18 protein-coding genes and 1 pseudogene are annotated in these 20,376 nt (G+C 53.1%); 16 read left to right on the top strand and 3 right to left on the bottom strand.

What is annotated here, in order from left to right; translation table 11 throughout:
• The first annotated feature begins 3 nt into the window (after positions 1-3).
• The 3 genes from QWY20_RS05915 (at position 4) to QWY20_RS05905 (ending at position 5,758) form a co-directional block, all read left to right on the top strand.
• A complete protein-coding gene (locus QWY20_RS05915; RefSeq protein WP_330128113.1) occupies positions 4-3,129 on the top strand; it encodes an efflux RND transporter permease subunit in 3,126 nt (1,041 codons plus the stop codon).
• Positions 3,130-3,260: 131 nt separating this feature from the next.
• Positions 3,261-4,538 (top strand): amidohydrolase family protein, encoded by a 1,278-nt coding sequence (locus tag QWY20_RS05910; RefSeq protein ID WP_330128112.1) that lies wholly within the window; start codon positions 3,261-3,263, stop codon positions 4,536-4,538.
• Positions 4,535-5,758: an amidohydrolase family protein gene (locus QWY20_RS05905; protein ID WP_330128111.1), complete on the top strand. Its 1,224-nt coding sequence runs from the start codon at positions 4,535-4,537 to the stop codon at positions 5,756-5,758. Before QWY20_RS05910 ends, QWY20_RS05905 begins: the two co-directional genes overlap by 4 nt.
• Here the strand turns inward: QWY20_RS05905 and xseA are convergent.
• Positions 5,755-7,089 carry an exodeoxyribonuclease VII large subunit gene (gene xseA / locus QWY20_RS05900; protein WP_330128110.1) on the bottom strand — a complete coding sequence of 445 codons (1,335 nt, stop codon included), beginning with the start codon at positions 7,087-7,089 and terminating at the stop codon, positions 5,755-5,757. The genes QWY20_RS05905 and xseA overlap by 4 nt on opposite strands.
• A 137-nt stretch (positions 7,090-7,226) precedes the next feature.
• On the opposite strand from xseA, the gene guaB reads away from it, so the two are divergent.
• The 8 genes and pseudogenes from guaB to QWY20_RS05860 all read left to right on the top strand — a co-directional run bounded on the left by guaB (position 7,227) and on the right by QWY20_RS05860 (position 14,525).
• Complete coding sequence (gene guaB, locus QWY20_RS05895) at positions 7,227-8,696, top strand: IMP dehydrogenase (RefSeq protein ID WP_330128109.1); 1,470 nt, start codon at positions 7,227-7,229, stop codon at positions 8,694-8,696.
• A gap of 72 nt (positions 8,697-8,768) precedes the next feature.
• Positions 8,769-10,346, top strand: a complete 1,578-nt coding sequence (gene guaA, locus QWY20_RS05890) for a glutamine-hydrolyzing GMP synthase (RefSeq protein WP_330128108.1) — start codon at positions 8,769-8,771, stop codon at positions 10,344-10,346.
• A 63-nt stretch (positions 10,347-10,409) separates the two neighbouring features.
• Positions 10,410-10,496: pseudogene (locus QWY20_RS05885) on the top strand (GFA family protein); the annotation flags it as partial.
• 75 nt (positions 10,497-10,571) lie between these two features.
• The gene (locus QWY20_RS05880) at positions 10,572-10,901 is read left to right on the top strand and encodes a hypothetical protein (protein WP_330128107.1); all 330 of its coding nucleotides are present in this window, start codon (positions 10,572-10,574) and stop codon (positions 10,899-10,901) included.
• Positions 10,901-11,131 (top strand): hypothetical protein, encoded by a 231-nt coding sequence (locus QWY20_RS05875; RefSeq protein ID WP_330128106.1) that lies wholly within the window; start codon positions 10,901-10,903, stop codon positions 11,129-11,131. The genes QWY20_RS05880 and QWY20_RS05875 overlap by 1 nt, the downstream gene beginning before the upstream one ends.
• Before the next feature lie 109 nt (positions 11,132-11,240).
• Positions 11,241-12,074 (top strand): CDP-diacylglycerol--serine O-phosphatidyltransferase, encoded by an 834-nt coding sequence (pssA, locus tag QWY20_RS05870; protein ID WP_330128105.1) that lies wholly within the window; start codon positions 11,241-11,243, stop codon positions 12,072-12,074.
• A 111-nt stretch (positions 12,075-12,185) separates the two neighbouring features.
• Positions 12,186-13,784: a glutamate--cysteine ligase gene (gene gshA, locus QWY20_RS05865; RefSeq protein WP_330128104.1), complete on the top strand. Its 1,599-nt coding sequence runs from the start codon at positions 12,186-12,188 to the stop codon at positions 13,782-13,784.
• Between the two features lie 117 nt (positions 13,785-13,901).
• A complete protein-coding gene (locus tag QWY20_RS05860) occupies positions 13,902-14,525 on the top strand; it encodes a transglycosylase SLT domain-containing protein (RefSeq protein WP_330128103.1) in 624 nt (207 codons plus the stop codon).
• A 57-nt stretch (positions 14,526-14,582) separates the two neighbouring features.
• Here QWY20_RS05860 and QWY20_RS05855 read toward each other — a convergent pair whose 3' ends face one another.
• Both QWY20_RS05855 and QWY20_RS05850 read right to left on the bottom strand, forming a co-directional pair.
• The gene (locus tag QWY20_RS05855) at positions 14,583-15,860 is read right to left on the bottom strand and encodes an HlyC/CorC family transporter (RefSeq protein ID WP_330128102.1); all 1,278 of its coding nucleotides are present in this window, start codon (positions 15,858-15,860) and stop codon (positions 14,583-14,585) included.
• A gap of 72 nt (positions 15,861-15,932) precedes the next feature.
• The gene (locus tag QWY20_RS05850; RefSeq protein WP_330128101.1) at positions 15,933-16,739 is read right to left on the bottom strand and encodes a cytochrome C assembly family protein; all 807 of its coding nucleotides are present in this window, start codon (positions 16,737-16,739) and stop codon (positions 15,933-15,935) included.
• A 141-nt stretch (positions 16,740-16,880) separates the two neighbouring features.
• Here QWY20_RS05850 and ffh point away from each other — a divergent pair, with 141 nt between their 5' ends.
• From ffh to rplS, 5 genes are all read left to right on the top strand, one after another.
• Positions 16,881-18,248, top strand: a complete 1,368-nt coding sequence (gene ffh / locus QWY20_RS05845) for a signal recognition particle protein (protein ID WP_330128100.1) — start codon at positions 16,881-16,883, stop codon at positions 18,246-18,248.
• A 110-nt stretch (positions 18,249-18,358) separates the two neighbouring features.
• Complete coding sequence (gene rpsP / locus QWY20_RS05840; RefSeq protein WP_330128099.1) at positions 18,359-18,610, top strand: 30S ribosomal protein S16; 252 nt, start codon at positions 18,359-18,361, stop codon at positions 18,608-18,610.
• 26 nt (positions 18,611-18,636) lie between these two features.
• Positions 18,637-19,167, top strand: coding sequence for a ribosome maturation factor RimM (rimM, locus tag QWY20_RS05835; RefSeq protein WP_330128098.1), 531 nt, complete (start codon positions 18,637-18,639; stop codon positions 19,165-19,167).
• Positions 19,167-19,943 (top strand): tRNA (guanosine(37)-N1)-methyltransferase TrmD, encoded by a 777-nt coding sequence (gene trmD, locus QWY20_RS05830; RefSeq protein WP_330128097.1) that lies wholly within the window; start codon positions 19,167-19,169, stop codon positions 19,941-19,943. Before rimM ends, trmD begins: the two co-directional genes overlap by 1 nt.
• Positions 19,944-19,965: 22 nt before the next feature.
• Positions 19,966-20,325: a 50S ribosomal protein L19 gene (gene rplS / locus QWY20_RS05825; protein ID WP_330086013.1), complete on the top strand. Its 360-nt coding sequence runs from the start codon at positions 19,966-19,968 to the stop codon at positions 20,323-20,325.
• Positions 20,326-20,376: the final 51 nt, after the last annotated feature.

Raw genomic sequence — 20,376 nt, 5'->3', positions numbered from 1 at the left:
CGCATGGATTACATCGATCCGAAACGGGGCATTATCGCCTGGTTTGCCAATAACCCAGTCGCTGCCAATCTGATGATGGTGTTTATTCTGGTGATGGGTTTTGTCACCTACAACAGCATACAACGGCAGATGTTTCCCCAAGTTGAAGTGAACTACGTTCATATCAACGCCACCTTCCGGGGCGCAGCCCCACAGGAAATTGAAGAAGGCATTCTGATTAAAATTGAAGAGGCTTTGCAGGATATCGAAGGCATCAAGCGGGTGCGCAGCTTCGCCTGGCGCGGCGCCGGACGCATCAGCGTTGAGCTGGAAGTGGGGGAGGACATCAGCAGCCGGTTGGATCAAATCAAGCTGCGGGTCGACTCCATTGGTACTTTCCCGGCAGGCATGGAGCCACTGACTATTTATCAGGTGGAGTGGCGTCAGCAGGCTGTCGAGTTAGTGCTGACCGGCAGTGACAACTCGCTGGAACTAAAAGCCATGGGGCGTGAGATCCAAAACGAGCTGTTGCTGCTGGAGCAAATCAACTTCGTCAATTTTAACACCATGCCGGCCTGGGAAGTGGCGGTGGAAATCGCACCGGAAACGCTGCAACGCTATAACCTGAGTTTGCAGGATGTCAGCCGTGCCATTCGCAATTACTCCGATAACTTGTCGGCCGGGATGATCCGCAGTGAGTCCGGCATGATCACGATCCGCTCGGAGCAACGTGCTTACCGGGCGGATGAATTTGCCCGTATTCCGGTTATTCTGGGTCCTCAGGGGGAGCGGGTCTTGCTCGGCGAGATTGCCAGCATTCATGATGGCTTTGAAGAGCGGGTCAATTACATGCGCAGCAATGGCAAGAATGCAGCTTTCTTGCAGGTCGAAGCGTCCAGCACCCAATCCTTGCCGGATGTTGCCCGCAGTGTGCATCAGTACATTGCCTTTAAAAATGCGCAGTTACCTGAAGGTTATCAGCTGGATGCGCTGGTTGATATGACCTATTACCTGAATGGGCGCCTCAACATGATGTGGAGCAACCTGCTGCAGGGCTCGGTACTGGTGTTCCTGATGCTGATGCTGTTCTTGCGGGTCAAAGTTGCCTTCTGGGTGATGTTGGGCTTACCGATTGCCTTTTTAGGCGCCATCTGGCTGATGCCTTTTGCCGGCGTGACTATCAACATTGTTACTTTGTTTGCCTTTATTATGGTGTTGGGGATCGTGGTGGATGATGCCATTGTAATAGGCGAGAGCGCCTATCACGAAACAGAGCAAAAGGGCCACAGTGTCGATAATATTGTGCGTGGTGCCCGGCGGGTTGCCACCCCGGCAACCTTCGGTGTCTTGACCACCATAGCGGTGTTTGCTCCCTTTATGTTTGCCCAGGGCATGGAGTCGAACGAGTTTCGAAATATCTCCATTGTGGTGGTGCTTTGTCTGATTTTCAGTCTGATTGAGTCCAAACTGATTTTACCGGCGCATTTGGCGCACAGTAAAATCAAACCTTTGGCTAAAGAACACTGGCGCAGCCGATTCCAGCAAAATTTTCAGCAGTTTATCGAGCAGCGTTATCAACCATTTTTACAGCGTTGCATCAGCCATCGTTATGCTACGCTGGCGGCCTTTGTCGCCTTATTGATGGTCAGCATTGCGCTGATGGCGTCCAATCATCTGCGGGTGGTGATGACGCCACCGGTACCGCACGATTATCCGCAAATCCGCTTTGAAATGCACCAGAATGCCTCTGAGCAGCAAACGCTTGAAAGCCTGCTGGCGATTGAAGCGATGATTTATCAGCAGGAAGAGCGTGTGCGGGAAGAAACCGGTAAGCCATTAATCAGTGATGTATTTGCCTTTTTAAACAGTCAAACCAGTGGCCAGGTAGTGGTTACCCTGGTGGCAGAGGATGAGCGGCCTTTCAACGCCTTTACCCTATCACGGCGCTGGCGGGAGAACATGCCAGAGCTGCCGGGAGTGCGGTTAATCCGGGTGCAGGATGATGTGATGAGCATGGGCGGGCAGAACAATCTGGAGTACCGCTTATTTGGCCGTGATATTGACCAGTTGAACCAGGCTGGCCTTGCCTTGATTGCGGACCTGGCAAAAATCCCCGGTGTGTTTGATTTAAGCTCCACCATCGACTCAGCTGGCAAAGAATTGAATTTGCAGCTAAAGCCGGTGGCCTATCAGCTGGGGTTAACTCCGGCCGATTTAGCCAGTCAGGTCGGTTCTGGCTTTTATGGTCTGGAAGCGCAGCGCATGATCCGTGATGGCGATGAAGTGCGGGTGATGGTGCGTTACCCGCGCTTGCAACGTGAGCAAATCGGCGCGCTGGATTACAGCAAGGTTCGGCTGCCATCCGGTGACTTCGTGCTGTTGGGTGATGTCGCTGAGCTGGTGGAAACCCCCGGCATCTCCCGTATAAACCGCGAGAATGGTTTCCGTACGGTACGGGTATCCGCCAATGTCGATCAGGCTCAGGTCACCACCTCCGAGGTAGTGCGCCTGGTTCGCGCTGAAGTAATGCCAGAACTGCTGGAGCGTTTCCCAGGCGTACGTACTGAGCTGGGTGGTCAGATTGAAGAGCAGCAGCGCCAGCGTGATCAGATGTTCCTGTACATGATTGCTGGTTTGCTGATGGTCTATATTCTGTTGGCCATTCCGCTGAAAAGCTACAGTCAACCGCTGATAGTAATGTCTGTGATCCCGTTCGGTATGATAGGTGCCGTACTGGCGCACTTTGTGCTGGGTATGAATCTGTCGCTGTTTTCTTTCTTCGGTATGATTGCCGCCGCCGGTGTGGTGATCAATGACAGCTTAGTACTCACTGATTACGTCAACCAGTCGCGGCGGGAAGGTTTATCGCTGGTCGATTCGGTGGTGCGGGCGGGTAAAATGCGTTTTCGCGCCATCTTACTGACCTCCCTGACGACTTTCTTTGGTTTGGTACCGATCATGTTTGAAACCAGCCTGCAGGCGCAGTTTGTCATCCCGATGGCGGTATCCTTAAGCTTTGCGGTGCTGTTTGCTACCTTAATCACGCTGGTACTGGTACCTTGCCTGTACCTGATCCTGGAGGATGCCAAGCGGCCTTTCAGAGCATTAAAACGCCGCTTGTTTGGCAGCCCTGCGGCTTACGAAGCTTAAGAGGAAGCGGGCAGCAGGCGCTGCCCGCTCTTTTTTGCGATACCCCGCTCCGTTTTCAGGACAGATGCTGCTTGTTTGCATGCGGTGCCCTGCTTATGCTGGACCTACCATTATAAAAAAAGACCTCTCTGATGCGAAGAATAGCCTTACTGCTCGCTGGCTGCCTGGCTGGTGCCTTGCATGCCCAGCAAGGGCCCCAAGCTTTTGTTGGCGCCACCTTGTTGCCTATTGATGGCCCTGCGATCCCGAATGGTACCTTGTTGGTCGAAGATGGCCGGATTAGGGCCATTGGCGCCAATGTACCGATCCCGGCTGCTGCCACTGTGTATCCTATGGATGGCAAAGTTATTATGCCCGGTCTGGTGGATACGCACTCCCACATTGGTCAGGTGGCTGGTGCCGATAGTAGCGCACCTATTCAGCCGGATGTGCGGGCACTGGACTCCATCAACAGCCGCCACGCCGGTTTGATGAAAGCCAAAGCCGGTGGCATCACCACCGTCAATGTGATGCCAGGCTCCGGCCATTTACTGAGCGGCCAGACCAATTATCTGAAATTACGCAACGGCAGCAGTGTTGAAGCACTGGCCATTCGAACCGAGACAGGCGCCATGGCCGGCGGCATTAAAATGGCCAATGGTACCAACCCGCTGCGCGCCTCTCCGTTTCCTGGCACCCGGGGCAAGGCTGCGGCTTTGATGCGTGCTCAGCTGGTGGCGGCTAAAGAATACTGTGATAAGCGCGATAGCGATGCACCGCCACCACGTCATATCGGTCACGATGCTTTGTGCGAAGTGTTCAGTGGTGAGCGCATTGTGCATCATCATACCCACCGCCACGACGATGTGCTGACAGTACTGCGGCTGGCCGATGAGTTTAACTTCCGGGTGGTGCTGCACCATGTCAGTGAGGGGGCGTTGGTGGCTGATGCCATTGCCAAGGCAGGCGTTGGCGCTTCCATCATTCATATCGACAGCCCCGGTGGCAAGCTGGAAGTGATGAACTTATTGCCGGATAACGGCAAGGTGCTGGCTGATGCCGGCGTTTTACTGGCGTATCATACCGATGATCCCATTACCGATTCGCGTTTATTTTTGCGCTCTGCCGCCATGGGCGTGCGCTTTGGTTTGGACAGAGACACAGCGCTGCGTTCAGTGACGTTGAATGGTGCCAAGATGTTGGACTTGCAAGATCGGGTAGGCAGTTTGACGGTTGGCAAAGACGCTGATTTTATTGTGCTGAGCGGCGATCCACTCAGTGTCTATACCCGGGTGGAGCAAACCTGGGTAGAGGGGGTGAAAGTGTTTGATCTGGCAGATCCGGAGCAGGCACTTTTTGCCACCGGCGGTTATGGTGCCGGTCGTGATCAGGTAGCCAGTGAGGTATTGCAGCTGGAGGCAGCACAATGAAAAGCGCATTGAAAAAAACAAGTTACTTGCTGGGTCTGAGCCTGGTGGCTGCTAATCTGCAGGCAGAAACTCTGGTGGTGCTGGCTGAGCGGATCTATACCCAGGCCGGCCCGGTGATTGAAGCCGGTGCTATTGTGGTCGAAGACGGCAAAATACGTCAGGTTGGTCGTCAGGGCCAGCTGCGTTTGCCAACGGGTGCCAAAACTTTGCAAGCGGCCGTAGTCACCCCAGGCCTGATTGATGCCCGTACTGTGGTTGGTCTGGCTGGTTATCTGAACCAGCCACACGATCAGGATCAGTTGGAAACCTCCAGCGCCATTCAGCCGCAACTGCGCGCCTTGGATGCGTTTAATGCCCGCGAACGCCTGGTGGATTGGGTCCGCAGCCTTGGTGTCACCACCTTACATACGGGGCACGGCCCGGGGGCGCTGATTTCCGGCCAGACCATGCTACGCAAAAGCCATGGTAATCATGTCGATGATGGCTTGATGCAACCGCTGACAATGATTGCGGCTCAGCTGGGGCCAGGTGCTTTTGGCGCCGAGAATCGCAGCCCCGGCACCCGCTCCAAACAGATTGCCATGCTGAGACAGCAATTGATCCGGGCACAGGAGTACCAGCACAAACTGCAGCAGGCCGAAGCGGGCAAAGCACCGGCGCGTGATTTGGAACTGGAAGCCTTGGTCAGTGTGCTGGAGGGCAGTACGCCTTTGCTGATTACCGCGTATCGGGAGCAGGACATGCAATCGGCGCTGCGGATTGCCGATGAGTTTGGTATTCGTATTGTGCTGGATGGTGCTGCAGAAGCCTATCTGATGCTGGATGCCATCAAAGCGGCAGAGGTGCCGGTGATTCTGCACCCGACTATGGCACGACAGTTTGGTGAGCTGGAAAATGCCAGCTTTACCACAGCGCAAAAGTTGTACCAGGCTGGTATTCCGTTTGCACTGCAAAGTGGGTACGAGCGTTATGTGCCGAAAACCCGGGTAGTGCTGTGGGAAGCCGCTATTGCCGCAGCTTATGGCCTGCCGTATGAGGTAGCACTGGCGTCGATTACCATTGATGCTGCCCGTATCTTAGGTATTGATGAGCGGGTTGGTTCCATTGCGGTCGGTAAGGATGCCGATCTGGTGCTCTATACCGGCGATCCTTTTGAATACACCACCCAGGTCAGTCAGGTTATCATCAACGGTCAGGTGGTCAGTACCGAGGCACATTAACGCTCGGTAGTGGTCACCCTTGCGACAAAAGATCCCTCGGCCAGCTTGGTGTGAACCAACTGGCCTTGTTGCAAAGACGCGCTGCTGGTAATGACCTTGTTCTGTTCATCAAAACTGATGCTGTAGCCCCGCGCCAGGGTAGCCAGCGGACTGACCGTATCCAGCCGGGCCAGTAGCAATTGCCAGCGCTGTTGTTGCTGTTGCAGCCGCTGTTGCATCGCGCGACCAAGCAGCCGTTGTTGCTGTGCAAGTTGCTGTTGATGCTGCTGCAGCTTTTTGGCCGGTGATAGTGCACTGAGCTGACGGCTCAGGCTGGCCTGTTGCTGTTTTAATTGTTGCAAGCGCTGCTGCAGCCGGCGCAGCAGTTGGCTGCCAAGCTCGTCCAGCCGCTGTTGTTGCTGTTGCAGTTGCCGCGAAGGGTGCCTGGCCTGCAGTCGCTGGGTGAGTTGCGCTACTTTGGGCGCAAAGCGTTGCAGCTGCTGGCGCTGCGCCTGCAGCAAAGCCCGCTGCAGCCTTTGCACCCGCTCCAGCAGATGCAGCTGATCGCTGGAAACCAGCTCAGCGGCGGCCGATGGCGTGGCGGCGCGGATATCGGCGACAAAATCACTGATGGTGACATCAATCTCATGGCCAACGGCGCTGACAATAGGCACCGGACTTTTTGCAATCAGCCGGGCCAGTTGTTCGTCGTTAAAGCACCAGAGATCTTCCAGCGAACCGCCACCACGGCCAATAATAATGGCATCCACCTCGTTGCGCTGATAGGCCAGACTAAGCGCCTGACAAAGCTGAGCGACCGCACTGCTGCCCTGCACCAGGCTAGGGTAAATAATCACCTGCATGCCTGGCGCCCGGCGTTTGAGCACCGTCAGAATATCGCGGATGGCCGCACCGGTCGGTGAGGTCACTACGCCTAAACGCTGAATCATGGCTGGCAACGGCCGCTTGCGTTCACTGGCCAGCAGGCCCTCGGCCAGTAATCGTGCTTTGACTTGTTCAAACTGCAATTGCAGGGCACCACTGCCGGCATCTTCCAGCAGCTCGGCCAGCAACTGGTATTCACCGCGGGGTTCGTACACACTGATGCGGGCTTTGATCAGCACCTGCTGGCCATTTTGTGGCTTGATGCTGGCCATGCGATTGCTTTGGCGAAACATCGCCACTTTGACCTGGGCACCGCTGTCTTTCAATGAAAAATACCAGTGACCAGAGGCAGCGGCGACAAAGTTAGACACTTCTCCTTGCAGCCAGATGCGCTGGAATTGCTGTTCCAGCACCATACGGACTTCGCTGTTTAAGCGGGAAACGGTGTAAATGTCTTTGTTTTGCATACCGATATCAGAGGTTGCCTGAACTTTGCGCCTTACTCTATCACAAAAGTAAAAAATCGTTTGTTCCAAAGGCGAAAAAGCGCTAAAATTGCGCCGCAACATTCCTTTGGTTTTTCCCAAGAAGCGAGATTGTTGCGATGCTCAGGATCATGAAAGAAGCCCTTACCTTTGACGACGTGTTACTGGTTCCGGCGCACTCCACCGTACTACCCCATACTGCCGATTTACGCACTCAGCTGACCGACAGCATTCATCTGAATATTCCGATGGTGTCCGCTTCGATGGATACCGTGACCGAAGCCCGTTTGGCCATTGCACTGGCGCAAGAAGGCGGCCTTGGTTTTATCCACAAAAACATGACCATTGAAGAGCAGGCGTCGCACGTTCGCCGGGTAAAAAAATACGAAAGTGGTGTGGTGTCTGATCCGGTAACGGTATCGCCGCAAATGACAGTCCGTGAAGTGCAGGCGCTGGCGCAGCAACACGGTTTCTCTGGTTTCCCGGTGGTGGATGCCAACCACAATCTGGTCGGTATTGTCACCGGCCGTGATATGAGCTTTGAAGCCAGTGCCGGCACCAAAGTTTCTGAACTGATGACACCGAAAGATCGCCTGGTGACGGTGAACGAAAATGCTTCCCGCGAAGAAGCCTTTAAGTTAATGCACCAGCACCGCATTGAAAAAGTGCTGGTGGTGGATGATGCCTTTAAACTAAAAGGCCTAATCACAGTGCGGGATTACTACAAAGCCGCCAGCAAGCCAAATGCTTGTAAAGACGACTTGGGCCGGTTGCGGGTGGGTGCTGCGGTTGGCGTGGGTGCCGGGACCGACGAGCGCATCGCCGCCTTGGTCGAAGCGGGCGTCGATATTCTGCTGATTGATACCTCCCATGGCCACTCGCAGGGGGTGATTGACCGGGTGAAACAAACCCGTGCTCAGTACCCGGACTTGCAAATTGTTGCGGGCAACGTCGCGACTACTGAAGGCGCCAAAGCGCTGGCGGAAGCCGGTGCTAATGCCGTCAAAGTAGGCATCGGTCCTGGCTCGATTTGTACCACCCGTATTGTGACAGGCTGTGGTGTACCACAAATCACAGCAATTGCCGATGCAGTCGAAGGGGTGAAGGGCACCAACGTAAAAATCATTGCCGATGGCGGTATCCGTTTCTCAGGCGATGTCGCTAAAGCCCTGGTGGCTGGTGCTCATTGCGTGATGGTGGGGTCAATGTTTGCCGGTACCGAAGAGTCGCCGGGCGAAGTGGAGCTGTATCAGGGCCGTTATTACAAATCCTACCGTGGCATGGGCTCTTTGGGCGCTATGGCACAGCGGCATGGCTCGTCAGACCGTTATTTCCAGGGCAGCGATAATGCCGAAAAACTGGTGCCGGAAGGCATTGAAGGCCGGGTAGCGTACAAAGGCCCGATTGAGAACATCATTCACCAGCAAATGGGTGGTCTGCGCTCGGCCATGGGCCTGACCGGCAGTGAGTCCATTGAGGTGCTGCGTACCAAGCCACAATTTGTCAAAGTGACCTCTGCCGGTATGGGCGAGTCGCACGTGCACGATGTGCAAATTACCAAGGAAGCGCCGAATTACCGCATGGGGTAAAGGCTGCGTTTCACAGCGGCTGGCACTTGCCAGCCGTTTGCTTTCACAACGATTGGATTTAAAAAGGTCACTATGAGCAAAAACATTCATCTGCACCGCATTCTGATCCTGGATTTCGGATCCCAGTACACCCAGCTGATTGCCCGTCGTATCCGCGAGATTGGGGTTTACTGTGAACTGTGGGCCTGGGACGTTACCGAGGAGCAAATCCGCGACTTCAACCCAACCGGTATTATTTTATCCGGGGGCCCGGAGAGTGTGGCGGCTGCTGATTCGCCGCGGGCACCACAGTATGTATTCGAGGCTGGCGTGCCTGTGCTTGGCATCTGCTATGGCATGCAAACCATGGCCGAACAACTGGGCGGTAAAGTATCCTGCTCCGATATGCGTGAGTTTGGCTATGCTCAGGTGGAAGTGATTGCCAAAAACCGCTTGTTTGCCAACATCGAAGACCACATCAGTGCCAGCAATACCGCATTGGTGGATGTCTGGATGAGCCATGGCGATAAAGTTATCGAGATCCCATCAGGTTTTGAAACCGTGGCCCGTACCGATACCTGCCCGCATGCTGGTATGGTCGATGAGGCGCGCCAGTTCTATGGGGTGCAGTTCCACCCGGAAGTGACCCATACCCGTCAGGGCCTGCGGATGCTGGAGCACTTCGTGGTTGATATCTGTTGCTGCGAAAAGCTCTGGACCCCTGCATCCATTATCGAAGATGCCATTCTGCGGATTCGTGAGCAGGTTGGCGAGGATCAAGTGATTCTGGGTTTATCCGGTGGTGTCGACAGCTCGGTCACCGCCATGTTGCTGCACCGTGCTATCGGCGAGCAACTGACCTGCGTTTTTGTTGATAACGGCTTGCTGCGCTTAAACGAAGCCAAGCAGGTGATGGATATGTTTGGCAACCACTTTGGTTTGAACATCATCCATGTCAGCGCTGAAGATCGCTTCCTGGATGCACTGGCAGGCCAGAACGATCCGGAGCAAAAGCGCAAAACCATTGGCCGGGTGTTTGTCGATGTGTTCGACGAAGAGTCGCAGAAACTGAAAAATGCCCGCTGGCTGGCACAAGGCACCATCTACCCTGATGTGATTGAATCGGCAGGCTCGGCCACCGGCAAAGCCCATGTGATTAAATCGCACCACAATGTTGGCGGTCTGCCAGAGCATATGAAAATGGGTCTGGTCGAGCCACTGCGCGAGCTGTTTAAAGACGAAGTACGCAAAATCGGCCTGGAGCTTGGCTTGCCGTACGACATGCTGTATCGCCACCCATTCCCTGGCCCAGGCCTGGGCGTGCGGGTACTTGGCGAAATCAAAAAAGAGTACTGCGACTTGCTGCGCCGTGCCGATGCGATTTTTATCGAAGAGCTGCATAAAGCGGACCTTTACCACAAAGTCAGCCAGGCCTTTGCCGTCTTCCTGCCGGTACGCTCGGTCGGGGTGATGGGTGATGCCCGCAAATACGACTGGGTGATCTCACTGCGTGCGGTCGAAACCATCGACTTTATGACCGCCCACTGGGCCCACCTGCCATACGATATGCTGGGCAAAGTCTCCAACCGTATTATCAATGAAATCGACGGCATTTCCCGCGTAGTATATGACATCAGCGGTAAGCCACCGGCGACCATTGAATGGGAATAAATCCCTAAGTGAACCCCGAAAGCCCTGGCTTTGATGCCGGGGTTTTTTATATGCTGACTATAAGTTACTTGCCTGGAGGGCATTAACCCTTTAAAAATACCCAATGTACCTACCTACGATGGTATCAACCATCCGGCGGACCGCCAATGATGCTAGTCATTACCCTTACGCTAGGGCTGCTAACTGAATTTACTGCGGTTGCTGCTGATAAAAAAGGAATTTGAGATGAGAAAAGTTTTTGAATTTACGCTGGCTCCACATCAAGTCAAAATCACCAACTCCTGGTTACACGGCGCTAAGTTGTACGTGGATGGCGAATTACGAGATTTCGATAAAACATTTTTAGCTACTTCACATCACACCCTGTTATCGGCAAACCTGGGCGAGCTGGGTGTTTTGGAAATTAAACCAGTGTCGAAGTTATTGAGCGTTGAGATGGATGCGTATCTGGTGAATGAAGCCAGCAGTCATTTGGTGTATAGCTCCTATCAGCGTGTAAGTTTCAGCGGGCGCAGATTACTCGCCATGAATAACGTGAAGGACAGCAAACAGTAATGAGTGATTTGATTGATGTAATCCTGAAAGCATGCGCTGCTGCCTTTAAGTATATTGTGATCTATGGGTTTATCGATTTTTTAGTCCATGGTTGTGGTTATCTGATACTGAAGCTACTGAGTTTTGGGCGTTTTCCTGCATCACGCCAGCACAACAGACAAGCGTGTATTGCAACCGGCTTTGTTGTGTTCGTGGGGGTTGTCGCGGTGATTGCGGTGAGCAATGGGTGATACCATGAGACGTTTTGGCGGCTTCGCGCCACGGCTTTTCTTTTGCGTTTTTCCGATCCGTGCTACATTAACGGCATAATCTTTCAGAACATTCTGCTGCCAGGACTTTATGACAGAACCGGTTAAAAACGAATCTCAGCCGCGTAAAGGCATCTATTTACTACCAAACTTACTCACTACCGGAGGCTTGTTCTCCGGCTTTTATGCCATTATTTCCTCGATGAATGGCCACTTTGAAGCCGCTGCCATCGCCATTTTTGTGGCAATGATTTTTGATGGACTGGATGGCCGGGTGGCGCGGCTTACCAACACCCAAAGTGAATTTGGTGCTCAGTACGACAGCATGGCCGATATGCTGTCCTTTGGCATGGCACCGGCCATGGTGATGTACAACTGGGCACTGTCCGATACCGGTAAGTTCGGCTGGTTGGCGGCCTTCTTGTTTGTTGCCTGTGCTGCACTGCGGCTGGCCCGCTTTAATGCCAATTTGTCGGTGACCGATGGTCGTTTCTTTCAGGGGCTGGCAAGCCCGGCGGCGGCGGCTCTGATAGCGGGCATGGTATGGACTGGCGCCTATTACCAGCTGGATGGTCATGGTTTTGGTTATCTGCTTGGCATTATGACCATTCTGGCTGGATTGCTGATGGTCAGCAACTTCCGCTACCACTCCTTTAAAGACGTGAACTGGCGCGACAAAGTATCTTTTGTCACCATCTTGCTGGTGGTGCTGATTTTTGTGGTGATAGCGGCGCGGCCGGCGGAAATGCTGCTGCTGATTTTCCTGCTGTATGCCTGCTCTGGCCCCATCACTACCATTCGCAGTGTCAATAAACTGAAACTGGAGCATGTGGTGGGTGATGTAACGCCGGCTGATTTTGAAGAGCCACAACCGGATTTGCAGTCGCAAGAGCCGGCAGATCAAACTGAACAGGAACAAAAGTAACATTTTACCACCTGAGATACCTTGTCCCGGGTGGGTTTCCAAAGTACAGTGAGCGGCAGGTTCAAGGTTGTCGCTCCCTAATACGAGCCTTCAATTGAGGAAGGATATCTTTTGAGTTCACTTCTTAAACAACGCCTGGCAGAGCTGTCTGCTGCCGAGCATCTGCCCAGTATTGTTGGTATTCGCCGGGGTTTGGAGCGGGAATGCTTGCGCATCCAACCCAACGGCACTCTGGCAACAACGGCGCATCAGGCAGCTTTAGGCTCAGCCTTAACGCATCCGCTGATCACCACAGATTTTTCCGAAACGCTGCTGGAGTTTATCACACCGGTTTCGACCGATATTGAGACTACTCTGGCGCAATTGGCAGATGTGCATACCTTTACGTTGAAGCAGCTGGCGGATGAGCGGCTATGGCCACTCAGCATGCCCTGTTACATCGCGCATGAAGATGAAATCCAGCTGGCGCACTATGGCAGCTCCAATGTTGGCCGGATGAAAACCCTGTACCGTCAGGGCTTAAAACGCCGCTATGGCAGCATGATGCAGGCGATCAGTGGGGTGCACTTTAATTTCTCGTTTCCGCAGGGTTTCTGGCCGCATTTTGCTGCGGTGGCCGGCCAGGCTGAAGCCAGCCAGGCTTTTATTTCCGAGCAGTACCTGGCGCTGGTGCGCAACTATAAACGCATGGCCTGGCTGATTGTCTATCTGTTTGGTGCTTCCCCCGCTTTATGTGGCTCTTTTATCAAAGGTCGGGAAACCAGGTACCCATTCCAGCAGCTTGGCAAGGGGACCCTGTACCTGCCTTATGCCACCTCACTGCGCATGAGCGATTTAGGTTACACCAACAGTGCGCAGTCGCGCTTGAAAGTTACCTACAACTCGCTGGATGAATACATCGCAGGGTTGCATCAGGCGATAACCTTGCCATCGGAAGAGTACGCCGATATCCCATGCGATGCCAAACGAGGCTATCAGCAGCTCAACAGCAATATCTTGCAGATAGAAAACGAATTTTATTCCACCATCCGGCCTAAGCGCACCACTGAAAGTGGCGAGCGTCCTACCTGCGCGCTGGCGGCGCGTGGGGTCGAATACATCGAAGTGCGGGCACTGGATGTCAATCCGTTTAGTCCGGTGGGCATCAGTGCTGAGCAAATGCGCTTTTTGGATGTGTTTTTGTGCTATTGCCTGCTGCAGGAAAGCCCTGAGCTAAGCCATGCAGACCAACTGGTGACAGAACAAAACCTGAAGAAAGTGGTCACCGATGGCAGGCGGCAAAATCTGGAGCTGATGCAACAGGGAGCACCGCGCCTGATGTTGGATTGGGCTGAGGAAATATTTGCCGATTTAAATGCTGTGGCGGCCTGGCTTGACCAGGCGCATGGCGGCAGCAGTTACCAGGACAGCATCCGCCTTTTTTATCTAAGTTTGCTGGATCCGGCCACTACCTATTCCGGCCGCTTGCTGGGCGAGCTTTTGAGCAAACAGCAAGACAATGGCCCTTACGCGTTGAACCTTGCGGAGCAGTACCGGCAGCAGTTGTTGGCACGGGATTATCAGTATTACGATGAGCCGGCTTTGCAGGAAATGGCAGAGCAGTCGCACCAGCAACAAGCGGCGGTGGAAGCAGCCGATACGTTAAGTTTCGAGCAATACCTGGATGATTATTTTGCGCCTAAGCCGTGCTCATTGGAGAGCGAGCGCTAAAAAAAAGCGGTCACCAGGAGAGGGGTGACCGCGATACAGGATTGAAATCCAGGGAAACGTAAAACTTGATTTGCGTCCTTGCACTTTGTTAGAAGCAATGAGATTTATAAAGTTCAGATGAAAACAAAATTATTTTTAATCGGCGGTACTTTTTCTGCGGCATTGTTACTGGCAGGTTGCAGCACGCCGCCGCCGCAAAACAGCAGCAATATTTGCGATATTTTTAAAGAGCATCGCTCCTGGTACAAGGCCGCCGCCAATACCCGCGATAAATGGGGTGTGCCCATCCATGTACCGATGAGCATGATGTTCCAGGAAAGCAGCTTCCGCCACAACGCCCGGCCGCCGATGCGTTATTTTTTAGGCTTTATCCCCTATGGCCGTGCCAGCTCGGCCTATGGCTATTCGCAGGCTAAAACCGAAACCTGGGCGGATTACCAGCGGGAAACCAATCGCCGCTTTGCCAGCCGTAGCAACTTTGCCGATGCTATCGACTTTATGGGCTGGTACATGGATAAAACCCACCGTATCAACGGGGTGTCCAAATGGGATGCGTACAATCAGTACCTGAATTACCATGAAGGTTGGGGTGGTTTTCAGCGCGGTACTTATCGTAATAAAACCTGGCTGATTTCGGTAGCGCGGCGGGTAGATGACCGGGCCCAGATGTATGCAACCCAATTGGCCAGCTGCGAGAAAGAACTGCAGCGGGGCTGGTTCCGTCGTTTGATTGGTTTTTAATTCGATCTTTCCACAGCCATTAGCTGGCTGTGGAAAGGCAGTTTTGTGGAGAGGTGATTAGTGATCGCGCCGCTTTTTCGACAGAGGGAACAAGCGGATGGTTTTGATCATATTGTCCTGAACCTCGACAATCTCCATTTTATAACCCGCCAGCTTCAGGCTCAGGCTGCCCTGCGGAATTTCTTCTAAATACTCCAGTACCAGTCCATTCAGTGTTTTCGGACCATTGGTTGGGAAGTTCACTTGCAGCTCACGGTTCAGATCGCGCAGGTTAATACCACCTTCCACCAACACAGTGCCATCGGGTTGGGCAATGATTTCTTCGTGCTTGTCTTCAATCACATCGGTAGTGAAGTCACCGACTACTTCTTCCAGAATATCTTCCAGCGTTACCAGGCCCTGAATATCACCGTACTCATCCACCACCAGGCCAATGCGCTCTTTCGAGGCCTGAAACTTTAGCAATTGAGTACTGAGAGGTGTTCCTTCAGGAATGTAGTAAATATCGCGCACAGCACGCAGCAAGGTGGCTTTGGTCAGCTGCTTTTTCAGCAGGGGGCGCACTAAATCGCGGGTGTTCAAAAAGCCGAGCGCATCATCAATGGTATCGCGGTACAGCAGCAAACGACTGTGTGGTGAGTTGGCCAGCTGGCGCACCAGTTGTTTCCAGTCATCATTCACATCCAGCCCGTTGATTTCATTGCGTGGCACCATGATGTCTTCCACCGTGGCATGCTCCAGATCCAACACGCCCACCAACATGCTCTGGTGCTGCTCCGGGATCAGGGCGCCGGCTTCGTGCACCACAGTGCGAAGCTCTTCGGCACTTAAGCTGTTGCCTTTATGTTGCTCTGCACTGACGCCAAATAGCTTTAAAAAGTTGTTGGTAATTTGATTGACCAGCCAAACAATGGGGTACAGCACTTTCAGTAACGGCTTTAAAATAACCGAGCTTGGAAAAGCCACCCGCTCCGGGTGCAGTGCGGCCAGGGTTTTTGGGGTGACTTCGGCAAACACCAGGATCACCAGCGTCAGACCAAAGGTAGCAATGGCGATGCCGATATCGCCAAACAACCGCAAGCCAATGACAGTCGCTATGGCTGATGCCGCGATATTGACCAGGTTATTGCCAATCAGGATCAGGCCAATCAGCCGATCTGGCCGCTTTAACAACTGGCTGACGCGTAGCGCGCCTTTGTTTTTTTCATTTGCCAGGTGTTTCAGGCGGTATGGATTCACCGACATCATGCCGGTTTCAGAGCCAGAGAAGTACGCGGAGATAAAAATAAGTACACCAAGAATAATAAATAAGGTACTGGTTGCGATCGCGTCCAAATCTGGGTTACCTGTGTGGCCTAAGGGAGTGTGATTGCATAGTATGTACGGTGCACTGGCAGATGTAAAACATCAAAAGCCACCGCTTAACAGCACTTCACGGACAAAGCGGCTGCCAAAATAGGCCAGCGTCAGCAGCAGACTGGCTACCAGTGTCAGACTGATGGCTGTTTTTCCCCGCCATCCCAACCGGGCATGGCCCCAGCTAAGCAGTGCAAACAACACAAAGGCCAGCAAACTAAGGACATTTTTATGCAGGTTTTGTTTGCCAAGCCAGTCGCTGGTAAAGAGAGCGCCACTGAGCAGGGTGATGCCAAGCAGTACGGTACCAATCAGCAATAAACGGAACTGCAGGACTTCGGCTTGCATCAGAGGAGGCAACTGCGAGGTCATGCTCAACGCTTTGTGTTTTAGTTTGTAGCTGATGTAGCTGACTTGCACACTGTATAAGGTCGCCAGAATTAAAATCACATAGGCAATAAAAGCCACCAGGATATGCAGCAGCAACAGCGGGTTTTGATCAATCTGCAGCAGCTGGGTGCCTTGTGGTAGCAACAATACAGCCAGTTGCACCAGAGCAGCACAGCCATAGACCACCGGCAGGAGTAGGACTAACGGAGAACGCAAGGCGGTAAGGGTGACCGCCATGGTAATTAGCCAACTGACCAGGGAGCTGACATTAAGCAGACTAAAGTTCTGGCCATCACTGGTAAATAAGGCGGCAGATAAGGAAATCGCATGCAGGGCCAGGCCTAAACAGGCTGCGCTGAAGGTGAGCTTAAGCGCCGGGCCGGCCGGGTGAAATAAACGGCTGAGAATAGTGCCTGCTGCCAGTGCATAAGCCAGCATGGCAAATAATGGCAACAACAGCGAGTGCATGCAAAACTTTCCCTGAATTACAGTCAGATAGTCATTGTATTGCAACTTGTGCTGAATACCAATGCCTAATTGGCTCTGTGGCTGACGCCGCTGTTGGACTCAGGTATACTGAGAGCAAGCAACGCAATCTGGATGGACACCATGTTTGAGAATTTATCAGACCGCCTGACCCGCACACTGAAAAACATCAGTGGTCGCGGGCGTCTGACCGAAGACAATATTAAAGATACTTTGCGCGAAGTGCGGATGGCACTACTGGAAGCTGATGTGGCATTGCCGGTAGTACGTGACTTTGTGGCGCAGGTGAAAGAGAAAGCCGTTGGCCTGGAAGTCAGCAAAAGCCTGACACCGGGCCAGGAATTTATCAAGATTGTGCGCAAGGCATTGGAAGATGCCATGGGCGAGGCCAATGAGGAGCTGGCACTCAATACCCAGCCGCCGGCGGTGGTCTTGATGGCCGGCTTGCAAGGGGCGGGTAAAACCACTTCAGTGGCGAAACTGGCGCGCTTTTTAACCGGGCGCAAAAAGAAAAAAGTCCTGGTGGTCAGTGCCGATGTCTACCGGCCAGCTGCGATTAAGCAGTTGGAAACCCTGGCCAAAGAGGTTGGGGTTGAGTTTTTCCCAAGCGATGTATCGCAGCAACCGGTCGCCATTGTCAATGCCGCCATTGCTCATGCCCGCACCCGCCTGTTTGATGTGCTGTTGGTGGATACCGCCGGTCGCTTGCATGTCGACGATGCCATGATGCAGGAAATCCAGGCACTGCATGCGGCGGTAAAGCCTATTGAAACCCTGTTTGTGGTTGATGCCATGACCGGCCAGGATGCGGCCAATACCGCCAAAGCCTTTAATGATGCCTTGCCACTGACCGGGGTAATCTTAACCAAAGCTGACGGTGACGCCCGTGGCGGTGCCGCCTTATCCATTCGCCATATTACCGGCAAGCCGATAAAGTTCATCGGTATGGGCGAGAAAGTCGATGCGCTTGAGCCTTTCCATCCGGATCGGGTGGCGTCCCGTATCCTTGGCATGGGCGATGTACTGAGCCTGATCGAGGAAATCGAGCAAAAAGTCGATAAAGACAAAGCGGCCAAAGTGGCGCAGAAGATGATGAAAGGCAAAGGCTTTAGCCTGGAAGACTTTCGTGATCAGTTGGGTCAGATGCGCAATATGGGCGGCATGATGTCGATGATGGATAAATTGCCGGGTATGAAAAACCTGCCAGCCAATGTCGCCGGCCAGATGGATGATAAACAGTTTATCCGGATGGAAGCCATCATCAATTCAATGACACCAAAAGAGCGCCAGTTTCCGGATCTGATTAAAGGCTCCCGCAAAAAGCGCATTGCCGCAGGTTCCGGTACTCAGGTGCAGGACGTCAATAAGATGCTCAAGCAATTTACCCAGATGCAGAAGATGATGAAGCAGATGTCGGGTAAGGGTGGCATGATGAAGATGATGCGCGGCCTTGGCGGCAAGTTACCACCAGGGATGCTGCCGCCCCGATAAGCCGCGAAATGCCTTGCAATCGGGGCAAAAATCCGTACAATGCACCAGCCCTCCGAACCGTCGGAGGTGTTGTTATTTTTTAAAACCTGAACGAAAACTTAGAGGACGGTATGGTAACTATTCGTTTACAACGTGGTGGCGCGAAAAAGCGTCCTTTTTACCAAGTTGTGGTTGCGGACAGCCGTTTTTCCCGTGATGGCCGTTTTATTGAGCGTGTTGGTTTCTTTAACCCAATCGCCAGCGGCACGGAAGAAAAACTGCGTCTGGACCTGGAGCGCGTGAATCACTGGGTTGCACAAGGTGCATCTTTGAGTGAGCGTGTTGCAAGCCTGGTAAAAACTGCTAAAAAAGCTGCGGCTTAATTTAGCACTGTCTGTGGAGTTGTCGCTTGAGTTCAAATAATGAACTGATTTTGGTTGGCAAATTTGGTGCTGTGTACGGCATTAACGGCTGGCTAAAAGTGAACAGCTATACGGATTTCCCGGAAGGGATTTTTGATTATACACCCTGGGTAGTCAGTGTTCAGGGGTGTCCACAACAAATGCAGGTCACCAGCTGGAAACGCCATAGCAATGGTTTGATTGCCAAGCTGGAAGGAGTTTCGGACCGCGATCAGGCTCAGCGTCTGGTCAATGCCGACATCGCCGTACCAACCAGTGTATTACCAGCGCTTGGCGAGGGTGATTACTACTGGAAAGACCTGATGGGTCTGGCGGTGGTGAATGAAGCCGGCTATCACTTAGGTGAAGTCAGCGACATGATGGAAACCGGTTCCAACGATGTGCTGGTGGTGAAAGCCAACCGCACCGATGCATTTGGTAAGAAAGAACGGTTGCTGCCTTTTATCACCAATTCGGTGATAAAGGAAGTCAACCTGACTGAGCGACGTATTGTCGTCGACTGGGATCCCGCGTTTTAATGCCGGAATCATGCAAGCTTTGGGTTGGGGTTGTATCCCTGTTCCCGGAGATGTTTCAGGCTATAACGCAGTATGGGGTGACCGGACGGGCTTTGCGCCAGGGGCTGATTGATGTGCAGTGCTGGAATCCGCGGGATTTTACCACGGACAAACACCGCACCGTCGATGACCGGCCTTATGGTGGTGGACCCGGCATGTTGATGATGGTACAGCCACTCACCGACGCAATCCGCGCTGCCAAGGCAGCTGCAGGGGGCAAGGTGCACACCATCTACCTTTCGCCGCAAGGCCGGAAGTTAGACCAGAAAGGGGTGCAGGAGTTGGCGCAGCACAGCAAGTTGCTGTTGGTCGCTGGGCGCTACGAAGGCATTGACGAGCGCGTAATAGAAACCGAAATTGACGAAGAATGGTCAATTGGTGATTACGTGTTAAGCGGGGGCGAGTTACCGGCCATGACATTGATTGATGCAGTGTCACGTATGGTACCTGGCGTGCTTGGACATGATTTATCGGCAGAGCAGGATTCGTTTGCATCCGGTTTGCTGGATTGTCCGCACTACACCCGGCCCGAAGTGTTAGCAAACAAAGAGGTACCACCGGTTTTGCTGAGTGGTCACCACGACAAAATCAGACGCTGGCGTCTGAAACAGGCCCTTGGCAGGACCTGGTTACGACGGCCAGATATGTTAAATTCCCTGGCTCTGACTGAGGAGCAGCGACAGTTACTGGCAGAGTTCCAACAGGAACACCAGGCGCTGCAGCAGAAAGACAGTTAATTCCAGGTAAAGAGAGATTGTTATGAGCAAAGTAAGCCAAAACATCATCAAGCAGCTTGAAGATGAACAACTGAAGCAAGACGTGCCTGCATTTGCCCCGGGTGATACCGTGGTCGTTCAGGTTCGTGTAAAAGAAGGCGAGAAAACCCGTCTTCAGGCCTACGAAGGTGTAGTGATTGCCAAGCGCAACCGCGGCCTGCACTCTTCTTTCACGGTTCGTAAAGTATCGAACGGTGAAGGGGTAGAGCGTGTGTTCCAGACACACAGCCCATTGGTTGAGAGCATCACCGTTAAGCGTCGCGGTGCGGTACGTCGTGCCAAACTGTACTACTTACGCGATCGTTCAGGTAAATCAGCGCGTATCCGCGAAAAGCTTAACTAAGCACTTTTTGCTGCATCAAAGAAAGGCTAGCCCTGCAAGGGCTGGCCTTTT

Source organism: Alkalimonas cellulosilytica, assembly GCF_036325985.1.
In the GTDB taxonomy this organism is placed as follows: domain Bacteria; phylum Pseudomonadota; class Gammaproteobacteria; order Enterobacterales; family Alteromonadaceae; genus Alkalimonas; species Alkalimonas cellulosilytica.
This window is presented reverse-complemented; position numbering and strand designations above follow the sequence as displayed.